This window comes from Algibacter sp. L3A6 (assembly GCF_009796825.1).
In the GTDB taxonomy this organism is placed as follows: Bacteria; Bacteroidota; Bacteroidia; order Flavobacteriales; family Flavobacteriaceae; genus Algibacter.
This window is the reverse complement of record NZ_CP047030.1, coordinates 4,468,371-4,491,497: the sequence shown is the minus strand read 5'-3', so window position 1 is coordinate 4,491,497 and position 23,127 is coordinate 4,468,371. Positions and strand designations below refer to the sequence as shown.

The following is a 23,127-nucleotide window of genomic DNA, read 5'->3' as shown; positions in this document are numbered from 1 at the left end:
TTTTATTAGTTTTAACTTTGTCTTCGTTCTTTTAGTTCAGCTTCAATTTGCACTTCCATTTTCTTATTAATTTCATAAAAGAAAAGTAAACCTACTCCTAGTAAAAATGGAATTGCAGGATATATACTTACAAGCATTTTAGTGCCTGTAATTGTAATGGCTGTTTGTTGCGTAAGGTCTGCATCATAACCATAACTTGCTAAAATGGAGGCTAAAAGCGCAGAACCAATACTTAAGCCGCCTTTTAAACCGACCATCATTGCAGAGAAAATAATGGCCGTTGCTCGACGGTTCGTTTTCCATTCAGAATAATCTGCAACATCGGCAATCATAGCCCAAAGTAGAGGGATAGTGATTCCGTAGAAAAAACCATGTAAAATTTGTGATGCAAACATCAGTTCTACAGATGTTGAAGAGAGGAAATAAAAGAAGATGATAAACAAAGTTGATATAAATAAAAACGTCATAAAAACATCTCTTTTTCCATATTTGTCTGCTAATTTTTTAGATAAACCAATACCAACTATCATGAAAATAATACCACCAGCGTTGAATAACCCAAACCCTGCAGATACAGGATCTTCACCAAAGAAATTTATACCAATACTTGATAGGAAATCTAATAACGGACTTATAAAACTTGTTAATCTATCGGCATCTACGTAGTTTTTAAAATAATACACATAAGAACCTCCCTTCATGGCTAGAGTAACAAAAACTAATGTGGTAACGGTTAAGATTATAACCCAAGGTTTGTTTTTAAATAAATCGGATAAATCTTCCTTAACACTCGATTTTTGTTCTGGCTTAGGAACAATACGTTCTCGCGTAGTGAAAAATGTAATGAGTAACATAATGGTGCCTATAATGGCAAGCCACGTCATCACTATTTCTATTCCAACTGCTTTATCACCACCTCCGGCAGATTCAATAATAGGTAGCATAAATACTTGCACAAAAAATTGTGCAAACATTACTGCAACAAAACGATACGCAGAAATACTATTTCGTTCGCCCATATCGCCAGTAATTACCCCGCTTAAAGCTGAATATGGTAAGTTGTTTGCAGCATAAAGTAAAAGTAATAAAGTGTAAGTAACAACAGCATAAATAACTTTGCCTTTATATTCAAAGTTGGGTGTGCTAAAGGCTAAAAGTGCCACAACTCCAAGTGGTACTGCTGTCCATAAAATCCATGGTCTAAACTTTCCCCATTTAGAAGTTGTTCTGTCTGCAATAGCACCAATAATTGGATTAAACCCGAAAGCAGCAACAAGGCCAACACTTAATATAATTGCTGAAGCATGATTGGCTTCAAGACCATAAATATCAGTATAGAAAAAAGCTAAATAGGTAACTAATGTTTGAAATACTAAATTGGCAGCTAGGTCTCCTAAACTATATCCTATTTTTTCTTTAACTGAAAGTTTTTGTGTATCAGAACTCATAACTTTTAGTTTTGTTTTGGTTGATTATCACTTTTTAAAGCCATAACACGCTCATATGCTTTTTTAGGATTGAAGTCTCTATCGAATAATAACGGATGATTCGTTCTTCCGTTTATAGGCCAGTAATTTAACCAAGACTGCCCGTCGTTTACTCCCCAAAATGTAACTCTATCAATTTTGTCTTTATGTTTCAAGAAAAGCTTAAAAATAGTTTCATATCTGTTAGCCAATTGCTCAGCTGCAGCTTCAGATAATTTTTCTGGATACGGATTCATTTTCGGGTCACCTTCATACTGCTCATAACTTTGTTCTACGGCAGCACCATCCAAATCCCATGGGTTTGGTAGAGCTGTAACATCTAACTCGGTGAAACTAACTTTTACGCCTAATGCGGCATAAGCAAGAATACTATTTTCTATATCTTCTATAGATGGGCCTTCTAAACTCCAGTGGGCTTGCATACCAACACCATCTATTTTTACACCTTTTTCTTGTAGATTTTTTACAAGCCTTACTACACCAGCTCTTTTTTCTGGTTTCCAAAGGTTGTAATCATTGTAAACTAATTTTGCATTAGGGTCGGCTTCAGCAGCTAATTTAAAAGCAAGAGCTATAAAATTATCGCCCATAACCTCATAAAAATTAGAAGTTCTAAAACTGCCATCTTCATTTAAAGCTTCGTTTACCACATCCCAAGTATCTATTCTGCCTTTGTATCTTTTTACAATAGTATTTACATGGTGTTCTATATTTTTCACCATAGTAATGCTGTCTTTTTCATTTTGCATCCATGGCGCCAATTGGCTATGCCAAACCAAAGTATGCCCAACAATATGCATATTGTTTTTTTCTCCGAGTGCTACATATTTATCGGCAATATCAAAATAGAATGTATCTTTTTGTGGGTGAATTTGTTCCCATTTCATTTCGTTTTCTGGAGTAATGGTATTAAATTCTTTTTCTATAAGATTTATAGATAATGTGTCTTTTTCTTCTATTTGAGATATGTTTAATGCCGCTCCAATAAGAAAATCACCTTTAAAAGCATCTTTCAATGAAGTGGTTTTACTCTCGGTGTTACTAATTTCTTTTACTTCGTTTTTACAGCTAGATGTACTTAAAATTAGTGCAGAAACTAAAAGGATATTTTTTATTCTGTGGGTCATGGTTATAGTTTAAAAAAGACGTTTAATAATTGAAATTTGAATACTTAAAATGATTTGAATAAAATTACTTTTTTAATAGAATGTAGAGTAAAACAAAATGGACTAATGGTGAAACAATTGTTGCATATGATTGAAATTACTATGTATAACAGCTGTTTCGGAATGGTTGATGTGAAATAATTTTACTAGGGATAGATTTGAATGTCTAAAAGAAATTTATTATAAATGCTCTTTTTAGTTATAAAAAATGGACACTTTTAGAAGATGAAATAATAGGAGGAAAGGCTTGATTTTTTCATGGGGAAGGCTGGGTTTTCAATATCACTTTAATAAAAAGTGAAGGATGAAAATAATAACAGATAATATAAATTATCATGGATTTTTTTTTTTTTTGATGTTATCCAGAACATTAGTAGGTTGAACTGGAAATTATAAAGTCTTCTTATAAATACTTTAAATATTTATAAGAAGACTTTTTTTGTTCTGTAAGGAAAGTGGTTGATGAACTTTAATTTATTTTTTTATAAACTTCAATGTTGTGATAAATGGTATCATTATTCTTATAAGTGTTTACTTGTTTATAAGAGTTTTTTCCGCGTTCAATAGGTATAACGTATGTGTTCACATCACTTTTCATTGATTTCGAAGTGGATGTAAGCTTTTCAATAATGGTGTCATTTTTAAAAGTATAAGTACCATAAGCATGCCATTCGGTAGCATCGGGAGCCGGATCTGTGTTCCATATTACATAGCCGTCTAGGTAAATTTTATGTTGCACTTTTGAAGTATCAACTATAAGCGTATCTCCATTAGCAAGATGGTAGAATTCGCTTAATTCCCAAACACCTTCCATGGTATTAAAATTTTCAACTTTTTTTGAATTAATTCTAGAACCACAAGCGATAGACACGATTGAAATTAATGCTAAATAAAATAAGTTTTTGGACGTGGTGGTTTTAATAATAGCCTTTCTTTTCATGGTTTTCTGTAGGTGTTTAAGATGAATTGTTTTTCGTCTTTAAATTAGATATGTTTTAGAAATTTATTCACAATATATCTATGTAGGTAAAGTTTTACTAATATAATATAAATTTTTTAGTAGATAGAGGAGAAGGGCTTATCTTATTTTAAAAAGATAAGCCTTACTCTGTTTCGTGCTATTTAAAGGTGTTTTACATCAAAATGAAACATAATTTATACGAATAGGGAATAATTAATACTTATAAAGATAGAGTGAAGGCTATTTTTGTTTGCCGGACAGATAATGTTGCTGATAAGCTATTACAGACGGCAACACAGGAGCAGAAATAAAAATTACTGCTTTTTATAACAAGTCGTTCTATTCTAAAAAAGTATATATGATAAATCGGGTTTTTTGCAAACAGACTTTATTTCTTGTCCTGAGTTTAATAATGTTTCAAGGTTATGCTCAAAATGAAAGGCAAGGCAAGTCTAAAATTGTTGTGTCTAGTTCTAGTTTAGAAGAGGGCAACGGTCATGTTTTTGTACGTTCGGAAAATAATTTGATGATCTATCCGGAAATGGATGGTTTAGAAGGCCGATTAGGTGAAAATATAAACGGACCGTCGGTAATAAAAGTACCCGATTGGATTGAAAATCCTCTAGGTAAATACTATATGTATTTTGCGCATCATCATGGTAAGTTTATTCGGTTAGCTTATGCAAATTCGCCGGTTGGACCTTGGACTGTATATAAACCAGGAGTGCTTCATATTGATAAAACAGCAGCTGTTGGCCATATAGCTTCGCCAGATATTATTATAGATGAAGAAACGAAAACCATTAGAATGTATTTTCATGGATATAACAAAAATAAAGAAGGACAAAAAACGTTTTTCAGCACGTCTAAAAATGGAATAGATTTCAAAGCATCCGATATCATATTAGGGCCTTCCTATTTTCGTGTTTTTAAATACAAAACGGAATATTATGCATTAGTAAAAGGTGCTTTTTATCGGTCTAAAGATGGTATGCAACCGTTTGAGAAAGGTGCTTTAATTTTACCTAAAGCCAGACATACAGCTGTTAGCTTAAAAAAAGATAAGCTTGCTGTATTTTATTCACAAAAAGGAGATGCACCAGAACGGATATTAAGTTGTGATGTTGATCTTTCTGAAGGTTCATGGAAAAGCTGGAAAGCTAACGAGGTTAAAGAAGTATTAAAACCAGAAATGGATTATGAAGGTGTAAATCTTCCTATTGAAAAATCGGTAAAAGGTTTTTCTAGAAAACCACTGCATGAGTTGAGAGATCCAGCTATTTTAATTGATAACAAAGATGTATACTTGTATTATTCAGTATCTGGAGAATTTGGAATTGGAGTTGCTAAACTCGTGAAAAGTAATTAAATATTATCTTCTTAACCAAATTGTCATAGTTGTTATTGATGGCTTCCTTTTTAAGTCGCTTTTCGGTCAAAAAGAAGGAAAGTTTAAGAGAAACAAAATCTTACTAAGTGTCGCGTTAAGTAACTATCAAAAATTTAATACCCTTATTCAAATGTTAAATGTGATACCTTTGGCTTTATAATTATTACCAAACTACAATTGAAAGCAATTACAAAATAATGGTTTTTAGAAGATTTCAATCTTTTTAAGAAGCTTGGCACGTTCAATATGATGAAGATTGTTGAGATTCTAGAAATGGATAATATTGAAAAGGGAAAACCTATTAACCTTAATGATGAGCATAAGAATAGTGTGTTCTTTCTAAAAAAAGGGAGTGTAAAAATTGTAAATAAAACGAACAACACTGTTAAGTATGTTTTAAAGCGTGGTAATATTTTTGGCGAACTTGCACTATACGATAAAAAAGCGGCAAGCGAAGAAATAGCTTATGCTTTAGAGGACTGCGTAATCTGTTACATAGAATCGGAACAGATGGAAGCACTTATGGAAAAACATAAGTCTTTAAAAAATGGTGTGCTAAAAATTTACGGCCTTCGAATTCAAAAACTAGAAAGAAGACTTCACAATCTATTGTATAAAGATAGCGTAACAAGAATTAAAGAATTTATTGCAGATTACCTCGAAGAGTTTGGTGAAACCAATGAAGCTGGGCAATTAACTGCCAAAAATTTACTTTCGCATAAAGAGATTGCAAACCTTACAAATACCTCTAGGCAAATAGTGAGCAATGTACTTAGCACCATGAGGAAGGAAGGGATAATAGATTATAATATTGAGTTTATTTCAAACATAAAATAGTTCTAGAAGCTATTAATCGTTACTTAAAATACTTTCTGTTTATTCAAAATATATTTGATAAGGAAGAAACAAATGCAAGTGTGGGAATTAGGTGTAAAGCCTGATTTATGAGATTTCTATTATATGCTGTTTTCTAATGCTTTGTTTGTGAGATGTAGTTGTAACTCATTAATTTATAGTGTTTTGTTTTATTTGAAAGTAATTTTAACATATATCGACAAACCCATAACTAACACATTAACTATCAAATGAAATTAACTAAAACTTTAGGATACCTAGATCTTATTGCTTCTATTCTTGTAGGATTAGGTGAATATTTTTTACATTAATGGTTTATATGAAGTAGGGAAAACTTCATTATATACCAGTGTTTTGGCTATTGTTTTCGCCCTCATCGGACTTTTTTCTTTGGTAACCTTTTCCTTTCGGGCAGTAAAAATTCGGCAAAATCAATTTCAGAACAAAATAGATTAAACCTAATATTTTAGTATTAATTCAACGGGAAGTTTTACCTTTCTATTGTTATTTTCGCAATGAAATATTTTAATACCATCTAAATAAAATGTTCGAATCATTCAGTATCGTATTTACAATTTCGGCACTTTTTAGCTACATTAATTATAAGTGGTTAAAATTGCCAACAACTATTGGGTTAATGATTTTAAGTTTAATCTTAATTGTTCCAATAGCGCTGAGCAAGACTGTTTTTCCTGAATTTTACACCTTCTTTTGTAATATTATTGTTAATGCAGATTTTAAAACATTATTACTTAATGGTATTTTAAGTTTTTTACTTTTTGCAGGAGCTCTGCATGTTAATCTTGCGGCGCTTACAAAAGAAAAAAAATCAATATTTCTATTTGCTACTTTAGGTGTGCTAATATCTACATGTATAGTTGGTAGTTTAACCTTTTTTGGAGCACAACTCATTGGTTTAGAATTGCCTTTTTTACATGCACTTTTATTTGGGGCATTAATATCTCCAACCGATCCAATTGCTGTTATGGCTATTTTAAAAGAGGCGAATATTGCGGAAAGTTTAGGTATCAAAATAGAGGGAGAGTCATTGTTTAATGATGGTATTGGTGTTGTTGTGTTCTCTGGAATATTATTAATTGCAGCTGCTACGGGAGAGCTTAGTAATACAGAGATTGGAACAGAAATAGGCCTGTTGTTTTTAGAAGAAGCAGTAGGCGGGTTGTTCTATGGATTCGTAATTGGTTTTTTAGGTTTAAAATGTATTCAATCTTTAACAGAAAATCCTCAATTGGCTGTAATGATTACCCTTGCCGTAGTTATGGGTGGAACGGCTGGTGCTTTTTTAATGGAGGTTTCAGCACCATTAGCGATGGTTGTTGCCGGATTATTTATAGGAAATAAAATTCATGTTAATGAAGATAAGAACCCAATACAAAAAGCAATTAGTTCCTTTTGGGAAATTTTAGATGATGTTTTTAATGGTATTTTATTTGGGCTAATCGGGCTTGCCATTCATTTACTGAATATTAATACAAGTTATTTTTTATTAGGTGTTTTTGCTATTCTAATTGTACTTCTAGCTCGCTTTATTTCTGTGTTTTTGCCTTATTCGCTCTTAAAGCATGAGGAAACAAAACCAATGAAAACCGTTGCTGTTTTAACTTGGGGAGGATTGCGAGGTGGTATTTCTATTGCATTAGCTTTAAGTTTGGGTGAAGAACTTTCGAGGGATTTAATACTTCATATCACTTATATTATTGTATTGTTTTCCATTATAGTTCAGGGATTGACTATTGGTAAAGTTGTCAAAAAAATATACTCTTAACACTTCAGTTTTTATAAATTTCAATATGAACAATAAACAAAAGGAAAAAGCAGAAGACAAATATTTAATGGAAGAATTAAATATCGATAAAGACGGCTTAAAGCAGTTAAAAAAGAAATTAGCTAAAGTAGCGCCAAGGTCGGAAAGAGGTGTAGAAACATTGTTTAGATTGTTATCTAAAAATCAGTATACATTGAATACAATGATAGATACAAAATCAAATATTTTGATATCTATAAATGCTTTAATTTTGTCGTTAATATTAGGGACTGTTATGAGTCAATTAAGTAAAGACCCTCATCTTATTTATCCAGTAGTAATGATTTTATTTACTAATCTAGCTTCTATAACCTTTGCTATTTTTGCTACACGCCCAGAATTGGTTCATGGTAAAAGAGAGACAAATAATTTAATGTTTTATGGTAACTTCCATGATATGGAAGAGGATCAATATGTAGATAAAATTACTAACTTAATGAATGAAGGCGATGAGCTTTATAAAACCATTGCAAAAGACACTTATCATTTAGGGAAAACAATTGATCGTAAATTTAAGCTACTTCGTAAATCGTTTAACATTTTTTTAATTGGCATTATTTTATCTGTGATTGCTTTTGTTTTGTGTCATGCTTTGTTTGGCGGATTGATGTAGTTTTAATAAAATAGACTTTTTAATATTAGCCAAAAAACAAAGTGTTTAAAGTAATATTGTTAAAGTTTTTTAATTTAAAAATATTAGATTAATTAAAATCAATTTCTCCAAAGTATGATTTTAAATGAAAATCTGGCTTTTCAGATTTTATTGGGTTCCAACTTATATAGTGAGGTGTAGAAAGTTCGTCGCCACATTTGTAGAAGTTTGCTTTGGCTGTTACGTTTTCTAAAGATTGCAAACTGTTAAAAGAAAATACATCCAAAGGAATTTTTATAAAAATTTTCCATTTAAAGACTGTCAAACCATTATACAGTATTCGTTTTATTTTAGTGTTTACTTTTATTAAGTCTATAATTTTAGGATCTAATAACTGCCTGTTATGCCTATCAGGTCCAAAGCCTAGAAGACAAGTTCCTAAACTATTAAATTCAAAATTATAATAGTTAGCATCTTGTTCAAAAGCAATAAAAAACTCCACGCAGCTATCCTTATAAACAGGACTGTTGTGATTGTGGTATTTCGCAACCATTTCGGGTTCCAAGACATTATATTGTAAGTAAATATTTTTATTGTCGTGCGCCATATAAAAACCAACATTGCGATGCTTATTAGGTTGTTCCCAAGCGTATTGATCGATGTTATGGTAATCAGTCAATTTTAAAGCCTTTTTTAAGCTTTTTTTCTGTTTGGAAGATTTAGAAATATTGGGAACGGTTAATGTTTTTTTCACGAACGTTTTCTTCTTTTTAAAATGATAAGCAACAAAACTAATTAAATTTAAAGGCTAATTGTAAAAAATATTTTAAAAATTGAGCTTCGTTACCGTAAATATAATTTATATTCAAGGCTTAGAAGTACAATATTTTAAAAAATTAGTAATATTGATGGTTAATTTCTTACTGAAAGTGATTTTTAAATCGCGTTTAGGCTGCAGGAAATGTAAATTTTGATAGGTATCGATTAATTTTTGATGAGTAAAAAGAAGAAATTATTTTTCGAATAAAAAGATAGTATAAAAGTTTAGTATGGATAAGGAGGAACGCATTGTAGGAATAAAAGATGTGGCAAAAGCCGCTAATGTAGCCTTAGCAACAGTAGATCGTGTAATACATAATCGAGCGGGAGTAAGTCAAAAAACAAAAGATAATGTTTTAAAGGTTATAGAGAAAATGGGGTATCAGCCCAACGTTATGGCCAGCAATCTATCAAAACGAAAAAAAATTGTTTTGGGAGTTCTGTTACCTAATATTTCCGAAGGTTCTGGGTATTGGGAGTTTCCTATGAAAGGAGTTATAAAAGCACAAAAAGAATTAGCGCAATATCGCATCAAAATTAAAACTTTTACCTTTAAACAAGATAATAATGAGGAAATTAGAAAACGAATTCTTGAAGTCATTAATAGCGATATTCAAGGCTTAGTTTTAACATCTAAGTTTGCCGACGAGATAGAAATTTTGTTAGAAGACTGTAAACAAAAGAAGCGTCCGTATGTCTTTATAGATTCTAACGTAAGGAAAATAGATTCGTTATGCAGTATTCAACAACCATTATTTGAAAGTGGCGAACTAGCGGCTCAATTATTCAGTTATTGCTTTAATATAGGTGAAATTTTAATTCTGCATTTAAAAGAAACTATGGATACAGAAGATATTATAGGTTTGAAAGAGAAGGGAATGAATGCTTATCTAAGCGATAAAAATAATAATATAGTAACCAAATCTTTAGTTTTAACCAATTTTACCGAAAATGGTTTTGAAACTGCTCTAAGCCAAACGCTGGAAAATAACCCACAGATTAAAGGTGTTTTTGTACCTAACTCAAAAGTTGCATATATCGCAAAATATTTTAACAATAGGGAAGGTGATAAAATTTACCTAATCGGATATGATTTTTTTAATGATGATATTCAATATCTCGAAAAGGATATTATAGACTTTTTAATCTGTCAACGCCCTGAAGAACAAGGCTATCAAGCTGTTGTTAAATTGTTTGAACATCTAGTGCTTAAAAAGGATGTGGAAAAAGAAATTATCATGCCTTTGGACATCATAACAAAGAAGAATTATAAATATTATTAATTGCTTTTTTAAAAATTAAATTAGGTTAGTATATTTTTTTTTATATTTTTGAGGTACGTTACCGCAATTTAAAAAACTAATTATTAATTAAATAGAAACAAACATGACGCTACAACTATTAGATTGGATTGTAATTATTATATTTTTTTTAATTATGGTAGTTATTGGTGTTTGGGCCCATTATAAAAATAAAGACTCAGATGATTATTTTACGGCAGGAGGGAATTTGCCTTGGTGGTTATCGGGTATTTCACATCATGTATCAGGTTATAGTGGAGCCGTATTTGTTGCCTATGCAGGCTTAGCCTATACAAACGGTTTTTCTATTTATGTTTGGTGGGCGCTAACTGTAGGTATTTCAATTTTAGTTACCGTTAATGTTTTTCCGGTACGTTGGGTGCGATTGCGAAAAAAAATAGGGATTCAATCACCTTTAGAATACCTCTCTATTCGATACGGAGTTAAAACACAGCAGGTTATTGCTTGGAGTGGTGTTATTTTAAAGCTTTTTGATGTTGCCGCTAAATGGGCCGCTATAGCCATTTTGCTGAAAGTTTTTACTGGTATTCCTATACTTTATGGCGTACTTTTTTCTGGAGGTATTTCTATTGTTTACATTACAATAGGTGGTTTATGGGCAGTAACCGTAAGCGATTTTATACAGTTCATTGTTCAAATTGGTGCTGGTATTGCCATGTTTTTTGCGGCTACAGCTAAATTGGGTGGTTTAGATTCTGTTTTTACTATTTGGGATCAATTACCAGCTAAAAATAGTGAGCCTTTCGGAGAGCCTTATACTGTCGGTTTTGCCTTAGCTTTCTTGTTTATCAATATGCTAAGCTACAATGGTGGCACATGGAATTTAGCAACCAAATATATTTCCTCACCCAATGAGCAAAATACAAAAAGGGCAGCTATACTTTCGGGTGTTTTATATTTAATCTGGCCTTTAATATTGTTTTTCCCAATGTGGGCAGCACCTATTTTATTGCCAGACTTGCAAGACCCTACAGAATCTTACGGACTTCTAACAATCACGCTTTTGCCGAAAGGAATGATAGGTTTGGTGTTAGCATCAATGTTTGCAACTACAATGTCCATGACTTCTAGTGATGCTAATACTATTTCGGCAGTTATAACTAGAGATATATTGCCACTTCACTTTAAGAAGTTTAATGTAGCGAACTCAGTAAACCCGTTAATAGTAGCCCGAAAAGTAACGTTTATTTTTATATTCTTTACCATACTTATAGCGACCCAATACGAATCTTTTGGAGGGATTTTGGGGCTTATTGTAGCGTGGTTTGCTGCTTTAGTAGGGCCTATTGCGGTACCTATGCTATTAGGGATGCTTCCGTTATTCAAAAAAAGTGGATCGACAGCGGCACTAGTTTCTATTTTTGGAGGTTTAATAAGTTTTGCTTCCATTAAAATTTTCTCTTTTACGCTGCCTTTTGCCCTAGAAATTAGTTTGCCTTTAATGGTATCTGTTTTTTTATACGTTGTTTTTGGTTTCATAAATCGAAAAACAATAGTGGCCCCAGAGGTTTTAGAATTGCTAGAGGCTATTGACAAAAAATCTGATAATTAAATTTAGTAATATTGAAATAATACAGAATGAAAGAAATAATTAATTGTGTTGACTGTATTTCGAACGATTTAATTCAAATTGTAATTGATGATGGTTTGTTAGTTTCTAGAAAAGAGTCCGAAATTAAAGAACATGAAACCGTTTTTATTGGTCCTGGTTTGTTAGATATTCAAATTAATGGCTTTTCTGGAGTCGATTTTAATACGTTCCCCATCGTAGAGAACGACTTCTTAAAGGTTGTTAATAATTTATCAAAAGAAGGCGTATTGTCTTTTTTTCCAACAGTCATTACAAATTCAGATACTAATATTATAAATCTTCTAAAAAATATAAATGAACTGTGTCTACAAAACCCTTTAATCGATGCTTACGTTAGTGGTATTCATTTAGAAGGGCCTTTTATTTCGCCAATAAGAGAAGCTTCGGGTGCGCATTCTAAAGACTATATAAAGGCACCAGATTGGGAATTATTTCAAGCGTTTCAAAAGGCTTCAGGGAATCGAATTAAAATAATTACAATAAGTCCAGAATGGGATAATTCTGCAGATTTTATTAGCAAGTGTACTGCAAATGGTATTATAGTTTCTATTGGGCATACTGTGGCAAGTAACGAGCAAATAAATGCTGCTGTTAATGCTGGAGCTAGCATGTCTACACACTTAGGGAATGGTGCCCCATTGTCGCTTCATAGAAATTCAAATATTATTTTAGATCAATTAGCGAATAATAATTTAACACCGAGTATTATTGCCGATGGGTTTCATTTGCCTGATAATTTTTTAAACATAGTATTAAATGTTAAAAAATCGAATGTTATTTTAGTTAGCGATTCTACCATGTTTGCCGGTATGGATGCAGGTGTTTATCACGCTCATATTGGTGGAAAAGTAAAATTAGAAAAAGGAGGAAGACTTTCTACTTTTAATAATGAAAATGTATTAGCCGGTTCTGCCGTTTCTTTGCTAGATTGCGTTAATAAACTTTTTTCAAGTAATATGCTAAGCTTAGCCAATGCTTGGGCAATGGCTTCCAGAAAGCCTATGTCTATAGTTAATTTGTCTGCTAATCCTAATGATTTTGTTTTGTTCAAAATAAAAAATAATGCCATTAAGATTATAAGGGTCGTTAAATCTGGAAAGCAAATTTTTGTAAATGCTTAAAGTTTAAGATTGAAAAAAAATATAAGTAAGTAAATATTATAAAACCAAATATGAAAGAACCCAAAAACAACAATTTAACCGCCATCATAATTATAGCAAGTCTATTTTTTATATTCGGTTTTGTAACCTGGATTAATGGAGCATTAATCCCTTTTATGAAAACCATTAATGAACTTACTGATGCACAATCTTACTTGGTCGCTTCGGCATCTTATATTTCATTTGTAGTGATGGCGCTACCAGCCTCTTGGATTTTAAATAAAATTGGCTATAAAAAAGGCATGTCTTTAGGCCTGATAATCATGGCTATTGGCGCCTTAGTTTTTATACCAGCAGCAGAAGCAAGAACATATTGGGTGTTTTTAGCAGGTATTTTTATTCAAGGTATCGGGATGACGCTATTACAAACCGCGGCCAATCCATACATTACCATATTAGGACCAATAGATAGTGGTGCCAAACGTATCGCTATTATGGGTATTGCGAATAAAGTGGCAGGAGCTTTAGGTTCATTAATATTTGGGGCTCTATTGCTATCAGGTATCGATGAGGTAAAAGAAAAGTTAAGTACTGCTTCTTTAGAAGAAAAGGGCGTGCTTTTAGATACAATGGCCGATAGTGTGTTTATGCCTTATTTAGTAATGGCCATTGTTTTGTTTGTCCTGGGGATTTTAATTAGAAAAGCGCCTTTGCCTCATGTGGAAGCCGCCGAAGATGAAGAAACCAAAGCAGGTACCACAGCGAAAACTAGTATTTTTCAGTTTCCTCATTTATGGTTGGGAGTTTTAACGCTATTTGTTTATGTAGGTGCTGAGGTAATAGCAGGTGATACCATTATAGCTTACGGCATCTCATTAGGTTTTCCGGCAGCCAATGCTAAATTTTTCACGACGTTAACACTCTTCGCTATGGTGTGTACTTATATAGTTGGGGTTATTTTAATACCTAAATATTTAAAACAAGGTACGGCTCTAAAAATAAGCGCCACTTTAGGTATTATTTTTAGTATGTGTATCCTTTCTACAACGGGCTTTAAGTCTGTTTTATTTGTTGCTGCCTTAGGAATTTCCAACGCGTTAGTTTGGCCAGCTGTATGGCCACTAACCTTAGCGGGTTTAGGAAAGTTTACTAAAACGGGTTCGGCGTTATTAATTATGGCTATTTCTGGAGGTGCTATCATTCCTCCTCTATATGGCAGAATGGTAGATGCTAATAAACAAGAACTCATTACAAACGGACTAAATGAAGTAGATGCTTTGGCAACCGCCTCAACAAATAGTTATTGGATATTGATTCCCTGCTATGTATTAATTCTATTTTTTGCATTATGGGGACACAAATACAAAAGTTGGTCAAAACAATAAAATAAAAAAAATAAGCATGTTAAAGAGTAACACAGACAAAGCAACAGGCTTTGAAAAAAGGTTTGAGAACATAGGAACCATTGTTTTTGAAAACTCAACAATGGCATCAAAGGCTGTAGCTAAAGAAATTGCCGATTTAATAAAAGTTAAACAATCTCAAAAGCAACCTTGTATTTTAGGATTAGCAACAGGAAGTTCTCCTAAAGGACTTTATGCAGAGCTAGTGCGCTTGCATAAAGAAGAGGGTTTGAGTTTTAAAAATGTAGTATCATTTAATTTAGATGAATACTACCCAATGGAGCCAGATTCTATAAATAGTTACGTGCGCTTCATGAAAGAGCAGTTGTTTAATCATGTCGATATTTTACCAGAAAATTACAATATCCCCGACGGATTATTATCCAAAGAAGCTATTGCAGGTTATTGTGATGCTTACGAGGCAAAAATAGAAGCTTTAGGTGGTATTGATTTGCAAATTTTAGGTATTGGTGGCAATGGGCATATTGGGTTTAATGAATCGGGATCGCTTCAAAACTCAAAAACGCGTTTGGTAGCTCTAGATCATATCACTAGAGTGGCGGCGAGTGGCGATTTTTCCGGCTTAAACAATACACCTCGAACAGCTATCACTTTAGGTGTGAAAAAAATTATGGAAGCCAAGAGAGTGATTTTAATGGCTTGGGGCGAAGGCAAATCTAATATTATAAAAGCCTCCGTAGAAGATACGGTTACCAACTTGGTACCTGCTTCATATTTGCAAGAGCACAACAATGCCACCTTTGTATTGGATAATGCGGCAGCATCAAAATTAACACGTGTTAATAGCCCATGGTTAGTTGAAAAAATTGTTTGGACCGATAAATTAATTCGCAAAGCCGTTTTAAATTTAGCCTTAGATTTAAAGAAACCTATTTTAATGCTTACTGATGCCGATTATATAGAAAACGGTATGAGTGATTTATTGGCAGATTCCGGTCCCGCTTACGACATTAATATTAGCATATTTAATAAACTTCAAAATACTATCACAGGTTGGCCAGGTGGTAAACCTAATGCAGACGATAGTAAACGTCCAGAACGTGCCGAACCTGCAAAAAAGCGCGTACTTATTTTTAGTCCACATCCCGACGATGATATTATTAGTATGGGCGGTACATTTAAACGTTTGCAAGAACAAGGACACGAAGTGCATATAGGATACCAAACCTCAGGAAATATTGCTGTAGCCGATGATGAGGCTCTGCGTTTTGCAAGTTTTGTATGTGATTATAACGATAAGTTTGGAATAGAAAATACAGAAGCGAGCGCCATTTATAAAAAAGCGGCTAAGTTTTTAAAGAATAAAAAATCTAGTGAAATTGATACTGCCGAAGTACGTTACATAAAAGGATTGATACGTAAAGGTGAAGCCCGTGCTACATGCCATTTTGTTGGTATTCCAGATGAACAGATACATTTTATGGAATTGCCATTTTATGAAACTGGGGCCATAAAAAAGAACCCAATTGGTATCGCAGATGTTAAAATAACTTCAGATTTAATCGAAAAAATAAAACCACACCAAATATATGCTGCTGGTGATTTAGCCGATCCACATGGCACTCATAAAGTTTGTTTAGATGCTATTTTTGAAGCTGTAAAGCAACTTAAACCTAAAACGTTTATGAAAGATTGCTGGGTATGGCTATACCGAGGCGCATGGCAAGAGTGGGGTATTGATGAAATTGAAATGGCAGTACCAATGGGGCCAGACCAAGTTCTAGAAAAGCGAAAAGGTATTTTTAAACACCAATCTCAAAAAGATGGGGTGGTATTTCAGGGGAATGATAGTCGAGAGTTTTGGCAACGAGCTGAGGATAGAAACCGAGAAACTGCCGATATATATCACCAATTAGGGTTATCGCATTACGCTGCTATGGAGGCCTTTGTGCGATGGGAGTATTAAACTAGATATACAATTTTAAAGGGGTACCATAGATGAATTAATCAGTTTTGCAAACGTTTGCAATTTCACTTTTTATTCTTTACTTTTAAATTTTTATATCGTGCTTTTTTATGTAAATCAACTATTTATAAAAATATTTTGATAAAAAAAATAACATACATTCTTCTTTTAACCGTTTCTCTCGTTAGGGCGCAAGCACCAACAGTTGGGTTGCTTTTTTCAGACAACAATGTTTCGGAAGGTTATACGCTATTTACACCAGAAGTAAACTATAGTGTGTATTTAATTAATAACTGTGGTGAAAAGGTAAATGAATGGACTTTTACTGAGTTTCCTGGAGCAACCTGTTATCTGTTAGAAAATGGCACCTTGCTCAGGGCAGGAATAAATATGTTAGAAATTAGAGATTGGGATAATACAGTGCTATGGAATTATGAAATGAATGCCAATGGGTTAAATCAACATCATGATATTGAGCCGCTTCCAAATGGAAATATTTTATGCATCGTTAGAGATAGCTATTCTAATACAGAGATTATTGCTCAAGGAAAAGATCCTCTTAAAGTTGATCAAGTTATTGACTTAGATAAAATAGTTGAATTAAAACCTATTGGAACTAACCAAGCTGAAATTGTTTGGGAATGGAAATTTATAGACCATATCATTCAAGATTATGATAGTTCAAAAGCGAATTTTGGTGTTATTGAAAATCATCCCGAACGTATTGATATAAACTATGTAGATTCTAATATTGAAAGTTTGGATAGAGGTTATACGCATGTAAATGGGATTGATTATAATGCAAATCTTGATCAAATTATTATCTCTGCACGAAATTTAAATGAAATTTATATTATTGATCACAGTACCACAACTGCTGAGGCTGCGGGACATACTGGAGGTTATTCAAATCTTGGAGGCGATTTGTTGTGGAGGTGGGGTAACTCTAGAGTTTACAAACAAGGAGGAGTTGAAGATCAAAAACTATTTTCGCAACATGATGTAAAATGGGTAGAACCTGGGTATTTGGATGAAGGTAAAATATCTGTTTTTAGCAATGGTAGTGATCAAACTAGATCTTACAGCACAGTACATTTATTAAATACTGAGATGTCTGGTACTACGTATACTAAAGAGAATAATACATTTAAACCATTAGATTTTAACTGGTCGTGGAGTGGTGATATATTAGAAAACCCCATGTACGAAACAATAAAATCCGGAGCACATAGCCTTCCAAATGGGAACTTTATAATCTGTCAAAGTTCTTTAGGGCAGGTGTCTGAAATTACAAAAGCTGGTGAGCACGTATGGACTTATAAAAATCCATCTGGGAATAGTATATTTAATCAATTTGATAATATTTCTCAAAATTTCAACCCGATATTTAGAGCCGAAAAATATCCTAGTAATTATATAGGGCTTTCGGTCAAAGACTTAACACCAAAAGGACTTATTGAAAATGAAAATTCTTTTTCCAGCGCTTGTGCAACTTTAAGTGTAGCTCAAATTGAAATTGATAATATTAGGGTAACCAATCCGGTTACCGGTCATGTTCTAAAATTCAACCAAAAAATAGAACTCGATGCATTAAGAATAATAGATATAAATGGGAGAGTAGTATTCTCATCTAAAAATTTCTCGAATGATCATGCGTTAATAAATACTCAATCAGGTTTTTATTTTATTGAATTTGAAAAAGAAAAAATTATCAAACGAATAAAAATTATAGTCAACTGATTTTTTTTTTAATCATTAGAAACTATATCACTGTTGAACTCATTTTGCATAAGTCATTCATGTTCTTAGTCTGATGCTCTTCAATGTATAATATGGTTTCAAGTAGTAAATAGAAGGTTAAATGATTGAAAATCAATACTCTCTGACGTTTATAAAAAACTGCCAAGCCCTTCAATATATCAATTTTATAGATTTCTTAAATTCTTCATTAAAAAAATTCAATTATTCAATTTATAGTATCAATAAATTCACATTTCACAATCGTTTGCATTATTTAATACTTTAATTATATCGAAAAAGCGATATTTATGAATTATTGCCACAGTTTGTTGATTTTATCGTGTTAAATGTTAAGATTATTGTTAAAATATTTTATGCAAACGTTTGCATTGAATCTAATTTTAGTTATATTTGAAAAACTAATTCTCATAAACAAATTTTAATTCATGAAAAAACTAACAAAAAAACCTTTTCTCGGTCTATGGAAATGGAAGAGTAAAACAATTTTGGCGTTGCTTGCTATTTGTTTCTCTACAGCTCATATGTATTCTCAGAATATGACTGTTTCCGGTAAGATTACCGATGAAATAACAGGAGAGTCTTTGTTTGGAGTAAATATTATTCTAAAAGGCTCAATTAGAGGCGTATCATCAGATATGAGTGGTGTTTACAGTATAGGTGATGTTTCTCCTAACGATGTTTTACTGTTCACATATTTAGGATATGTTGATATGGAACTTAAAATTGGTAGCGAAAAAGAAATTAACGTCGCTTTATCTCCCGACGTTGATGAACTTGATGAGTTGGTAATAGTTGGTTATGGCGTTAAAAAGAAAAGAAATTTAACGGGTTCTATAGTTTCTATAAGTAGTGACGATATTAGCGAATCTAATTTACAAGATCCTATATCTGCAATACAGGGTAGAGCTGCTGGAGTTCAAGTTGTTTCTAATTCAGGTGCTCCAGGAGGAGGGATGTCTATAAAGGTGAGAGGGAATTCGTCTTTAAACTCTGGAAATACACCGCTTTATGTTGTTGATGGTGTTCCAATAGAATCCAATTCTCTATCAACTTTAAATGGTACAGAAAATTTTGGTTTAAATCCGTTAGCGGATATTAACCCAAATGATATTCAATCTATTGAGATATTGAAAGATGCAGCGTCTACAGCTATTTATGGTTCTCGAGCTGCAAACGGTGTTGTTTTAATAACCACGAAACGTGGGAAATCGGGTAAAGCACAAGTAGATGTTAATATTTCGACTGGTATTAGTAGTTTAACGCGTAAATTAAGTGTTTTAAACGCGAGCCAATATAGGGATGCGGTTATTGATTCTTATAGAAATATGGATAACCCAACACAGCCTAATGCTATTGTTATTGATTCTCTAAACCCCAGAAATAGTGGAGATGTAGATTGGCAAGATGAAGTGCTTAGAATTGCACCTCAGCATAAAATAGATTTTGCCGTACGTGGTGGAACAGATGATGTTAAGTATTCGTGGAGTTCTTCTTTTTTAGATCAGGATGGAATTATTTTAAATTCAAATTACCAAAGAGTTACGTCTCGTTTAAATGTTGATTTTAAAGTTTCGGACAAATTTACTTTTGGTCAAAGTATATCTTATACAAATGGCGTTAATAAACGAATTAATGCTGCGGGTGCTAATAACCTAAGTATTATTAGAGAATTATTAGTGCGTCCTCCAACTTTTGCAATATATCTGCCAGATGGTTCATATAATGGGTATCAATTTGGAAGAAGAAATCCAGTTGGTTTAGCAGAACTTGCCACAAACCTTAATAAAAGTAATCGTATAATAGGAAATCAATATGTTGAATATAATATTGTAAAAGGATTAAAGCTGCGTAGTAACGTTAATTTAGATTATGTTTCTATGAAAGAAGATAAATTTCTTCCGTCTACGCTAGATTATCGAGCAGGTTACAATAGCGGTGAGGTTCGTGCTATAAATAATTTAACTTGGGGTAATGAAACCTTTTTAACATTGGATAAACAGTTTGGAGAAAATCATAATTTTGGAGCTCTAGCCGGTATGAGTTTTCAAAATTGGCAATATGAAAGAACGGGATTAGATGGTATGTTCTTTTCTAGCGATAATATAACAACCTTAAATGGAGCAGGAACTATTTCTAATCAAGATGTAAACATTACAACAGAACATTCATTACTATCTTATTTTGGAAGATTGTCTTATGATTATAAAGGGAAATATTTGTTTGAAGCAAACCTTCGTGCAGATGGCTCTTCAAGGTTTGGTGAAGATAAAAGATTTGGGTATTTTCCATCGGCTTCTTTAGCATGGCGTTTTTCAGACGAGAATTTCTTTAAGAATATAGAAGTTGTAAACGATGCTAAAATACGTTTAAGTGTTGGGCAAACAGGTAATGAGTCTATTGGTAACTATACGGCACAAGGAGAGTTTGCTGTTGGTGCTAATTATTTAGATTTTTCTGGAGCTGCGCCATCAGTAATGCCAAACTCTGGTTTATCATGGGAAACAACAACACAATATAATGCTGGTTTAGATTTGTCTTTCTTAAAAAATAGAATAACATTCAATGCAGATGTATATTTAAAAGTTACCGAAGATTTACTTTACAATGTTCCAATACCAAGAACAACAGGGTTTTCTTATGTAACGCAAAACATTGGGAGTATTGAAAATAAAGGGATAGAATTATCGCTTAACTCACGTAATTTAGTTGGTGAATTTAAATGGGATACTGGATTTAATATCAGTTCTAACCGCAACCAAATTACAGAGCTACCTGAAGATTTATTAACAAATGGTTTTATTCAAAACGGTAGCTACCATATTTTACAAGAAGGCAGTCCAATAGGAACGTTTTATGGTTGGAAATTTAATGGTGTTTACTCACGAGATGAAGACAACGTTAATCAAGTTACCAACGGTGCTTTAGGCGCTGTGTTTGAAGGTGGAGATCCTATTTGGGAAGATGTTGATGGTAATAATATTATTGATAATAATGACAGACAAGTTATTGGAGATGCTACTCCAGATTTCTTTGGAGGGATTACAAATAACTTTTCTTATAAAGGCATTAGTTTAGGTGTGTTTTTTCAGTTTTCTTACGGAAACGATATATATAGTGAGATAAATCATCAACGAAATTCTATTGTAAGGTATAACAACTTATCTACAGACGCATTAAATAGATGGAGAGAACAAGGTGATGTTACAGATTTTCCAAAGCCTGTTCAAGACGATCCTTTACAATCGGATAGTAGAATTCAAAGCCGTTGGGTTGAAGATGGATCTTATATAAAACTTAAAAATATAAATTTAAAGTATAATTTTCCTGATGCTGTAGTGTCTAATCTAGGCCTAAGAAAGGTGGAAGTTTACGCTTCTGCACTTAATGTTATTACTTGGACAAAATATACAGGTTTCGATCCTGATGTTAATTCTTATAGTGGTTTAAGAGAAGGTGTAGACGAGGGGTCTTACCCGCAAAGTCGTACCATCATGTTAGGTTTAAATATTGGATTTTAAAATAAAAATATTATGAAATACATAAAAAATATTATAGGAATAGGGCTTCTTGCTTGTCTTGCGGTATCCTGTTCAGAACAAGTTTTAGAAAAGGATCCAGTAAGTAGTTTTTCTGGTCAAGGATTTTATCAAACATCTAGTGATGCTCAGGCCGGTGTTTATGGTATTTATGATGCATTACAATCTACATTCCGAGTTAACTTTTCTTATTGGGGAGAGGGGCGTGCTGATGCAGTAAATACAAATCATTCTGGCAATCCATTAGCGTTACAACAAAACACTCTTAGTCAAGATATTTCATCTGCAAGTTGGAATAATATTTATGAAACCATTAGTCGTGCAAATTACGCTATTAAATATATACCAGGTGTCTTTGCTGGTGAAAGTGAATTTAGCTTACAGCTTATTGCTCAAGCTAGAGCCTTAAGAGCAATCTCTTATTTCTATGCTGTTAGAGTATGGGGAGATGTTCCATTAATTACCGAACCTTACGAAAGTGTTGATCAACAATTTTTTATTTCAAAAACAGATCAAGAATTGGTGCTCGATCAAATTGTTGAAGATTTTATTTTTGCAAGTGAAAACTGTAGAGATAATTTTGGTGGAGATAATACTAGAATACTCTTAACAAAAGGTGCAGCTCACGCATTCCTTACACAAGTATACATGTGGAGAAATGAATATGCAAATGCTGTTGAATCTGCTGAAAAAGTAATAGACAATAGTTTGTATTCATTAGTGCCTATAAACGATTGGTCAAGAATATTTACTTCAGGATACTCTAATGAAAGCATTTTTGAAGTAGGCTATAATGATGTGCAAACCAATTCTTTACGTGTTTTATATGCTATTGGTGCTGATAGTGATTATTTTCCAAGTGAATCTTTTAGAGATACGTTTGAAGATGACGATTTAAGAAAAGATCTTATTTGGGATACTACAGAAGAGAATCCACGAAAAATATGGAAATTCTTTGGAGAAGGTTTTAGCGATGAAAGTGCAGACCCATCGGCTAATAATATTGTTCTTGTGAGGTTAGCAGACATTATGCTTTTAAAAGCAGAAGCTCATAATAAATTAAATGAAACCACTGAGGCTCTAGATTTATTAAATACTATAAGAAAAAGAGCAGGTATTACAGAACTAACGCTAGCCGATGCAAACGGCTTGTATGGAGATTTAGAATCTGCAATATTACATGAAAGATTAATTGAATTATCTTTTGAAGGACATCGTTGGTTCGATTTAGTTCGTACCGGAAAAGCTATAAGCACCATGAATCCAATTAACGGATTAAGTGACGAGGCAAATCTTGTTTGGCCTATTCATGAAGATGCGATAAATAGAAATCCTAGCTTAGAACAGAATGATTTTTATAAATAATCTGAAGAAACATTATTGTTCAATAAA

Annotated in this window: 16 protein-coding genes; 12 read left to right on the top strand and 4 right to left on the bottom strand. The window is 32.8% G+C overall.

Annotated features, from left to right (window positions below):
• Positions 1–11: 11 nt before the first annotated feature.
• From GQR98_RS18425 to GQR98_RS18415, 3 genes are all read right to left on the bottom strand, one after another.
• Complete coding sequence (locus tag GQR98_RS18425) at positions 12–1,448, bottom strand: MFS transporter (RefSeq protein ID WP_159020905.1); 1,437 nt, start codon at positions 1,446–1,448, stop codon at positions 12–14.
• Between the two features lie 5 nt (positions 1,449–1,453).
• Positions 1,454–2,614, bottom strand: a complete 1,161-nt coding sequence (locus GQR98_RS18420; protein ID WP_159020903.1) for an endo-1,4-beta-xylanase — start codon at positions 2,612–2,614, stop codon at positions 1,454–1,456.
• 508 nt (positions 2,615–3,122) lie between these two features.
• The gene (locus GQR98_RS18415) at positions 3,123–3,593 is read right to left on the bottom strand and encodes a hypothetical protein (protein WP_159020901.1); all 471 of its coding nucleotides are present in this window, start codon (positions 3,591–3,593) and stop codon (positions 3,123–3,125) included.
• A gap of 433 nt (positions 3,594–4,026) precedes the next feature.
• On the opposite strand from GQR98_RS18415, the gene GQR98_RS18410 reads away from it, so the two are divergent.
• The 4 genes from GQR98_RS18410 (at position 4,027) to GQR98_RS18395 (ending at position 8,297) form a co-directional block, all read left to right on the top strand.
• Positions 4,027–4,983, top strand: coding sequence for a hypothetical protein (locus GQR98_RS18410; protein ID WP_199270244.1), 957 nt, complete (start codon positions 4,027–4,029; stop codon positions 4,981–4,983).
• A 267-nt stretch (positions 4,984–5,250) separates the two neighbouring features.
• Complete coding sequence (locus GQR98_RS18405; RefSeq protein ID WP_199270243.1) at positions 5,251–5,841, top strand: Crp/Fnr family transcriptional regulator; 591 nt, start codon at positions 5,251–5,253, stop codon at positions 5,839–5,841.
• Positions 5,842–6,403: 562 nt separating this feature from the next.
• Positions 6,404–7,645 (top strand): cation:proton antiporter, encoded by a 1,242-nt coding sequence (locus GQR98_RS18400; RefSeq protein WP_159020899.1) that lies wholly within the window; start codon positions 6,404–6,406, stop codon positions 7,643–7,645.
• A gap of 25 nt (positions 7,646–7,670) precedes the next feature.
• A complete protein-coding gene (locus GQR98_RS18395) occupies positions 7,671–8,297 on the top strand; it encodes a Pycsar system effector family protein (protein ID WP_159020897.1) in 627 nt (208 codons plus the stop codon).
• An 88-nt stretch (positions 8,298–8,385) separates the two neighbouring features.
• Here the strand turns inward: GQR98_RS18395 and GQR98_RS18390 are convergent, their stop codons facing one another.
• Entirely contained in the window at positions 8,386–9,030 is a 645-nt protein-coding gene (locus tag GQR98_RS18390) for a carbohydrate-binding family 9-like protein (RefSeq protein ID WP_159020896.1), read from the bottom strand.
• A gap of 295 nt (positions 9,031–9,325) precedes the next feature.
• On the opposite strand from GQR98_RS18390, the gene GQR98_RS18385 reads away from it, so the two are divergent.
• From GQR98_RS18385 to GQR98_RS18350, 8 genes are all read left to right on the top strand, one after another.
• Positions 9,326–10,378: a LacI family DNA-binding transcriptional regulator gene (locus tag GQR98_RS18385; protein WP_159020894.1), complete on the top strand. Its 1,053-nt coding sequence runs from the start codon at positions 9,326–9,328 to the stop codon at positions 10,376–10,378.
• Between the two features lie 103 nt (positions 10,379–10,481).
• Positions 10,482–11,969: a sodium:solute symporter family protein gene (locus tag GQR98_RS18380; protein ID WP_158850879.1), complete on the top strand. Its 1,488-nt coding sequence runs from the start codon at positions 10,482–10,484 to the stop codon at positions 11,967–11,969.
• Positions 11,970–11,995: 26 nt separating this feature from the next.
• Positions 11,996–13,129 (top strand): N-acetylglucosamine-6-phosphate deacetylase, encoded by a 1,134-nt coding sequence (locus GQR98_RS18375; protein ID WP_159020892.1) that lies wholly within the window; start codon positions 11,996–11,998, stop codon positions 13,127–13,129.
• Positions 13,130–13,179: 50 nt separating this feature from the next.
• The gene (locus tag GQR98_RS18370; RefSeq protein ID WP_159020890.1) at positions 13,180–14,493 is read left to right on the top strand and encodes a sugar MFS transporter; all 1,314 of its coding nucleotides are present in this window, start codon (positions 13,180–13,182) and stop codon (positions 14,491–14,493) included.
• Between the two features lie 16 nt (positions 14,494–14,509).
• Positions 14,510–16,438, top strand: coding sequence for a glucosamine-6-phosphate deaminase (gene nagB, locus GQR98_RS18365; protein WP_158850873.1), 1,929 nt, complete (start codon positions 14,510–14,512; stop codon positions 16,436–16,438).
• A 138-nt stretch (positions 16,439–16,576) separates the two neighbouring features.
• Complete coding sequence (locus GQR98_RS18360) at positions 16,577–18,178, top strand: aryl-sulfate sulfotransferase (protein ID WP_159020888.1); 1,602 nt, start codon at positions 16,577–16,579, stop codon at positions 18,176–18,178.
• Positions 18,179–18,624: 446 nt separating this feature from the next.
• Positions 18,625–21,717 (top strand): SusC/RagA family TonB-linked outer membrane protein, encoded by a 3,093-nt coding sequence (locus GQR98_RS18355; protein ID WP_159020886.1) that lies wholly within the window; start codon positions 18,625–18,627, stop codon positions 21,715–21,717.
• 12 nt (positions 21,718–21,729) lie between these two features.
• Positions 21,730–23,100, top strand: a complete 1,371-nt coding sequence (locus GQR98_RS18350; RefSeq protein ID WP_159020884.1) for a RagB/SusD family nutrient uptake outer membrane protein — start codon at positions 21,730–21,732, stop codon at positions 23,098–23,100.
• Positions 23,101–23,127: the final 27 nt, after the last annotated feature.

What these genes read in the sequence shown, in the direction of transcription:
- GQR98_RS18375 (WP_159020892.1), top strand. Translation starts at nt 11,996, where the DNA reads ATGAAAGAAATAATTAATTGTGTTGACTGTATTTCGAACGATTTAATT.
- GQR98_RS18410 (WP_199270244.1), top strand. Translation starts at nt 4,027, where the DNA reads ATGTTTCAAGGTTATGCTCAAAATGAAAGGCAAGGCAAGTCTAAAATT.
- GQR98_RS18385 (WP_159020894.1), top strand. Translation starts at nt 9,326, where the DNA reads ATGGATAAGGAGGAACGCATTGTAGGAATAAAAGATGTGGCAAAAGCC.
- nagB (WP_158850873.1), top strand. Translation starts at nt 14,510, where the DNA reads ATGTTAAAGAGTAACACAGACAAAGCAACAGGCTTTGAAAAAAGGTTT.
- GQR98_RS18400 (WP_159020899.1), top strand. Translation starts at nt 6,404, where the DNA reads ATGTTCGAATCATTCAGTATCGTATTTACAATTTCGGCACTTTTTAGC.
- GQR98_RS18425 (WP_159020905.1), bottom strand. Translation starts at nt 1,448, where the DNA reads ATGAGTTCTGATACACAAAAACTTTCAGTTAAAGAAAAAATAGGATAT.
- GQR98_RS18420 (WP_159020903.1), bottom strand. Translation starts at nt 2,614, where the DNA reads ATGACCCACAGAATAAAAAATATCCTTTTAGTTTCTGCACTAATTTTA.
- GQR98_RS18415 (WP_159020901.1), bottom strand. Translation starts at nt 3,593, where the DNA reads ATGAAAAGAAAGGCTATTATTAAAACCACCACGTCCAAAAACTTATTT.
- GQR98_RS18350 (WP_159020884.1), top strand. Translation starts at nt 21,730, where the DNA reads ATGAAATACATAAAAAATATTATAGGAATAGGGCTTCTTGCTTGTCTT.
- GQR98_RS18380 (WP_158850879.1), top strand. Translation starts at nt 10,482, where the DNA reads ATGACGCTACAACTATTAGATTGGATTGTAATTATTATATTTTTTTTA.
- GQR98_RS18355 (WP_159020886.1), top strand. Translation starts at nt 18,625, where the DNA reads ATGAAAAAACTAACAAAAAAACCTTTTCTCGGTCTATGGAAATGGAAG.
- GQR98_RS18370 (WP_159020890.1), top strand. Translation starts at nt 13,180, where the DNA reads ATGAAAGAACCCAAAAACAACAATTTAACCGCCATCATAATTATAGCA.
- GQR98_RS18395 (WP_159020897.1), top strand. Translation starts at nt 7,671, where the DNA reads ATGAACAATAAACAAAAGGAAAAAGCAGAAGACAAATATTTAATGGAA.
- GQR98_RS18405 (WP_199270243.1), top strand. Translation starts at nt 5,251, where the DNA reads ATGATGAAGATTGTTGAGATTCTAGAAATGGATAATATTGAAAAGGGA.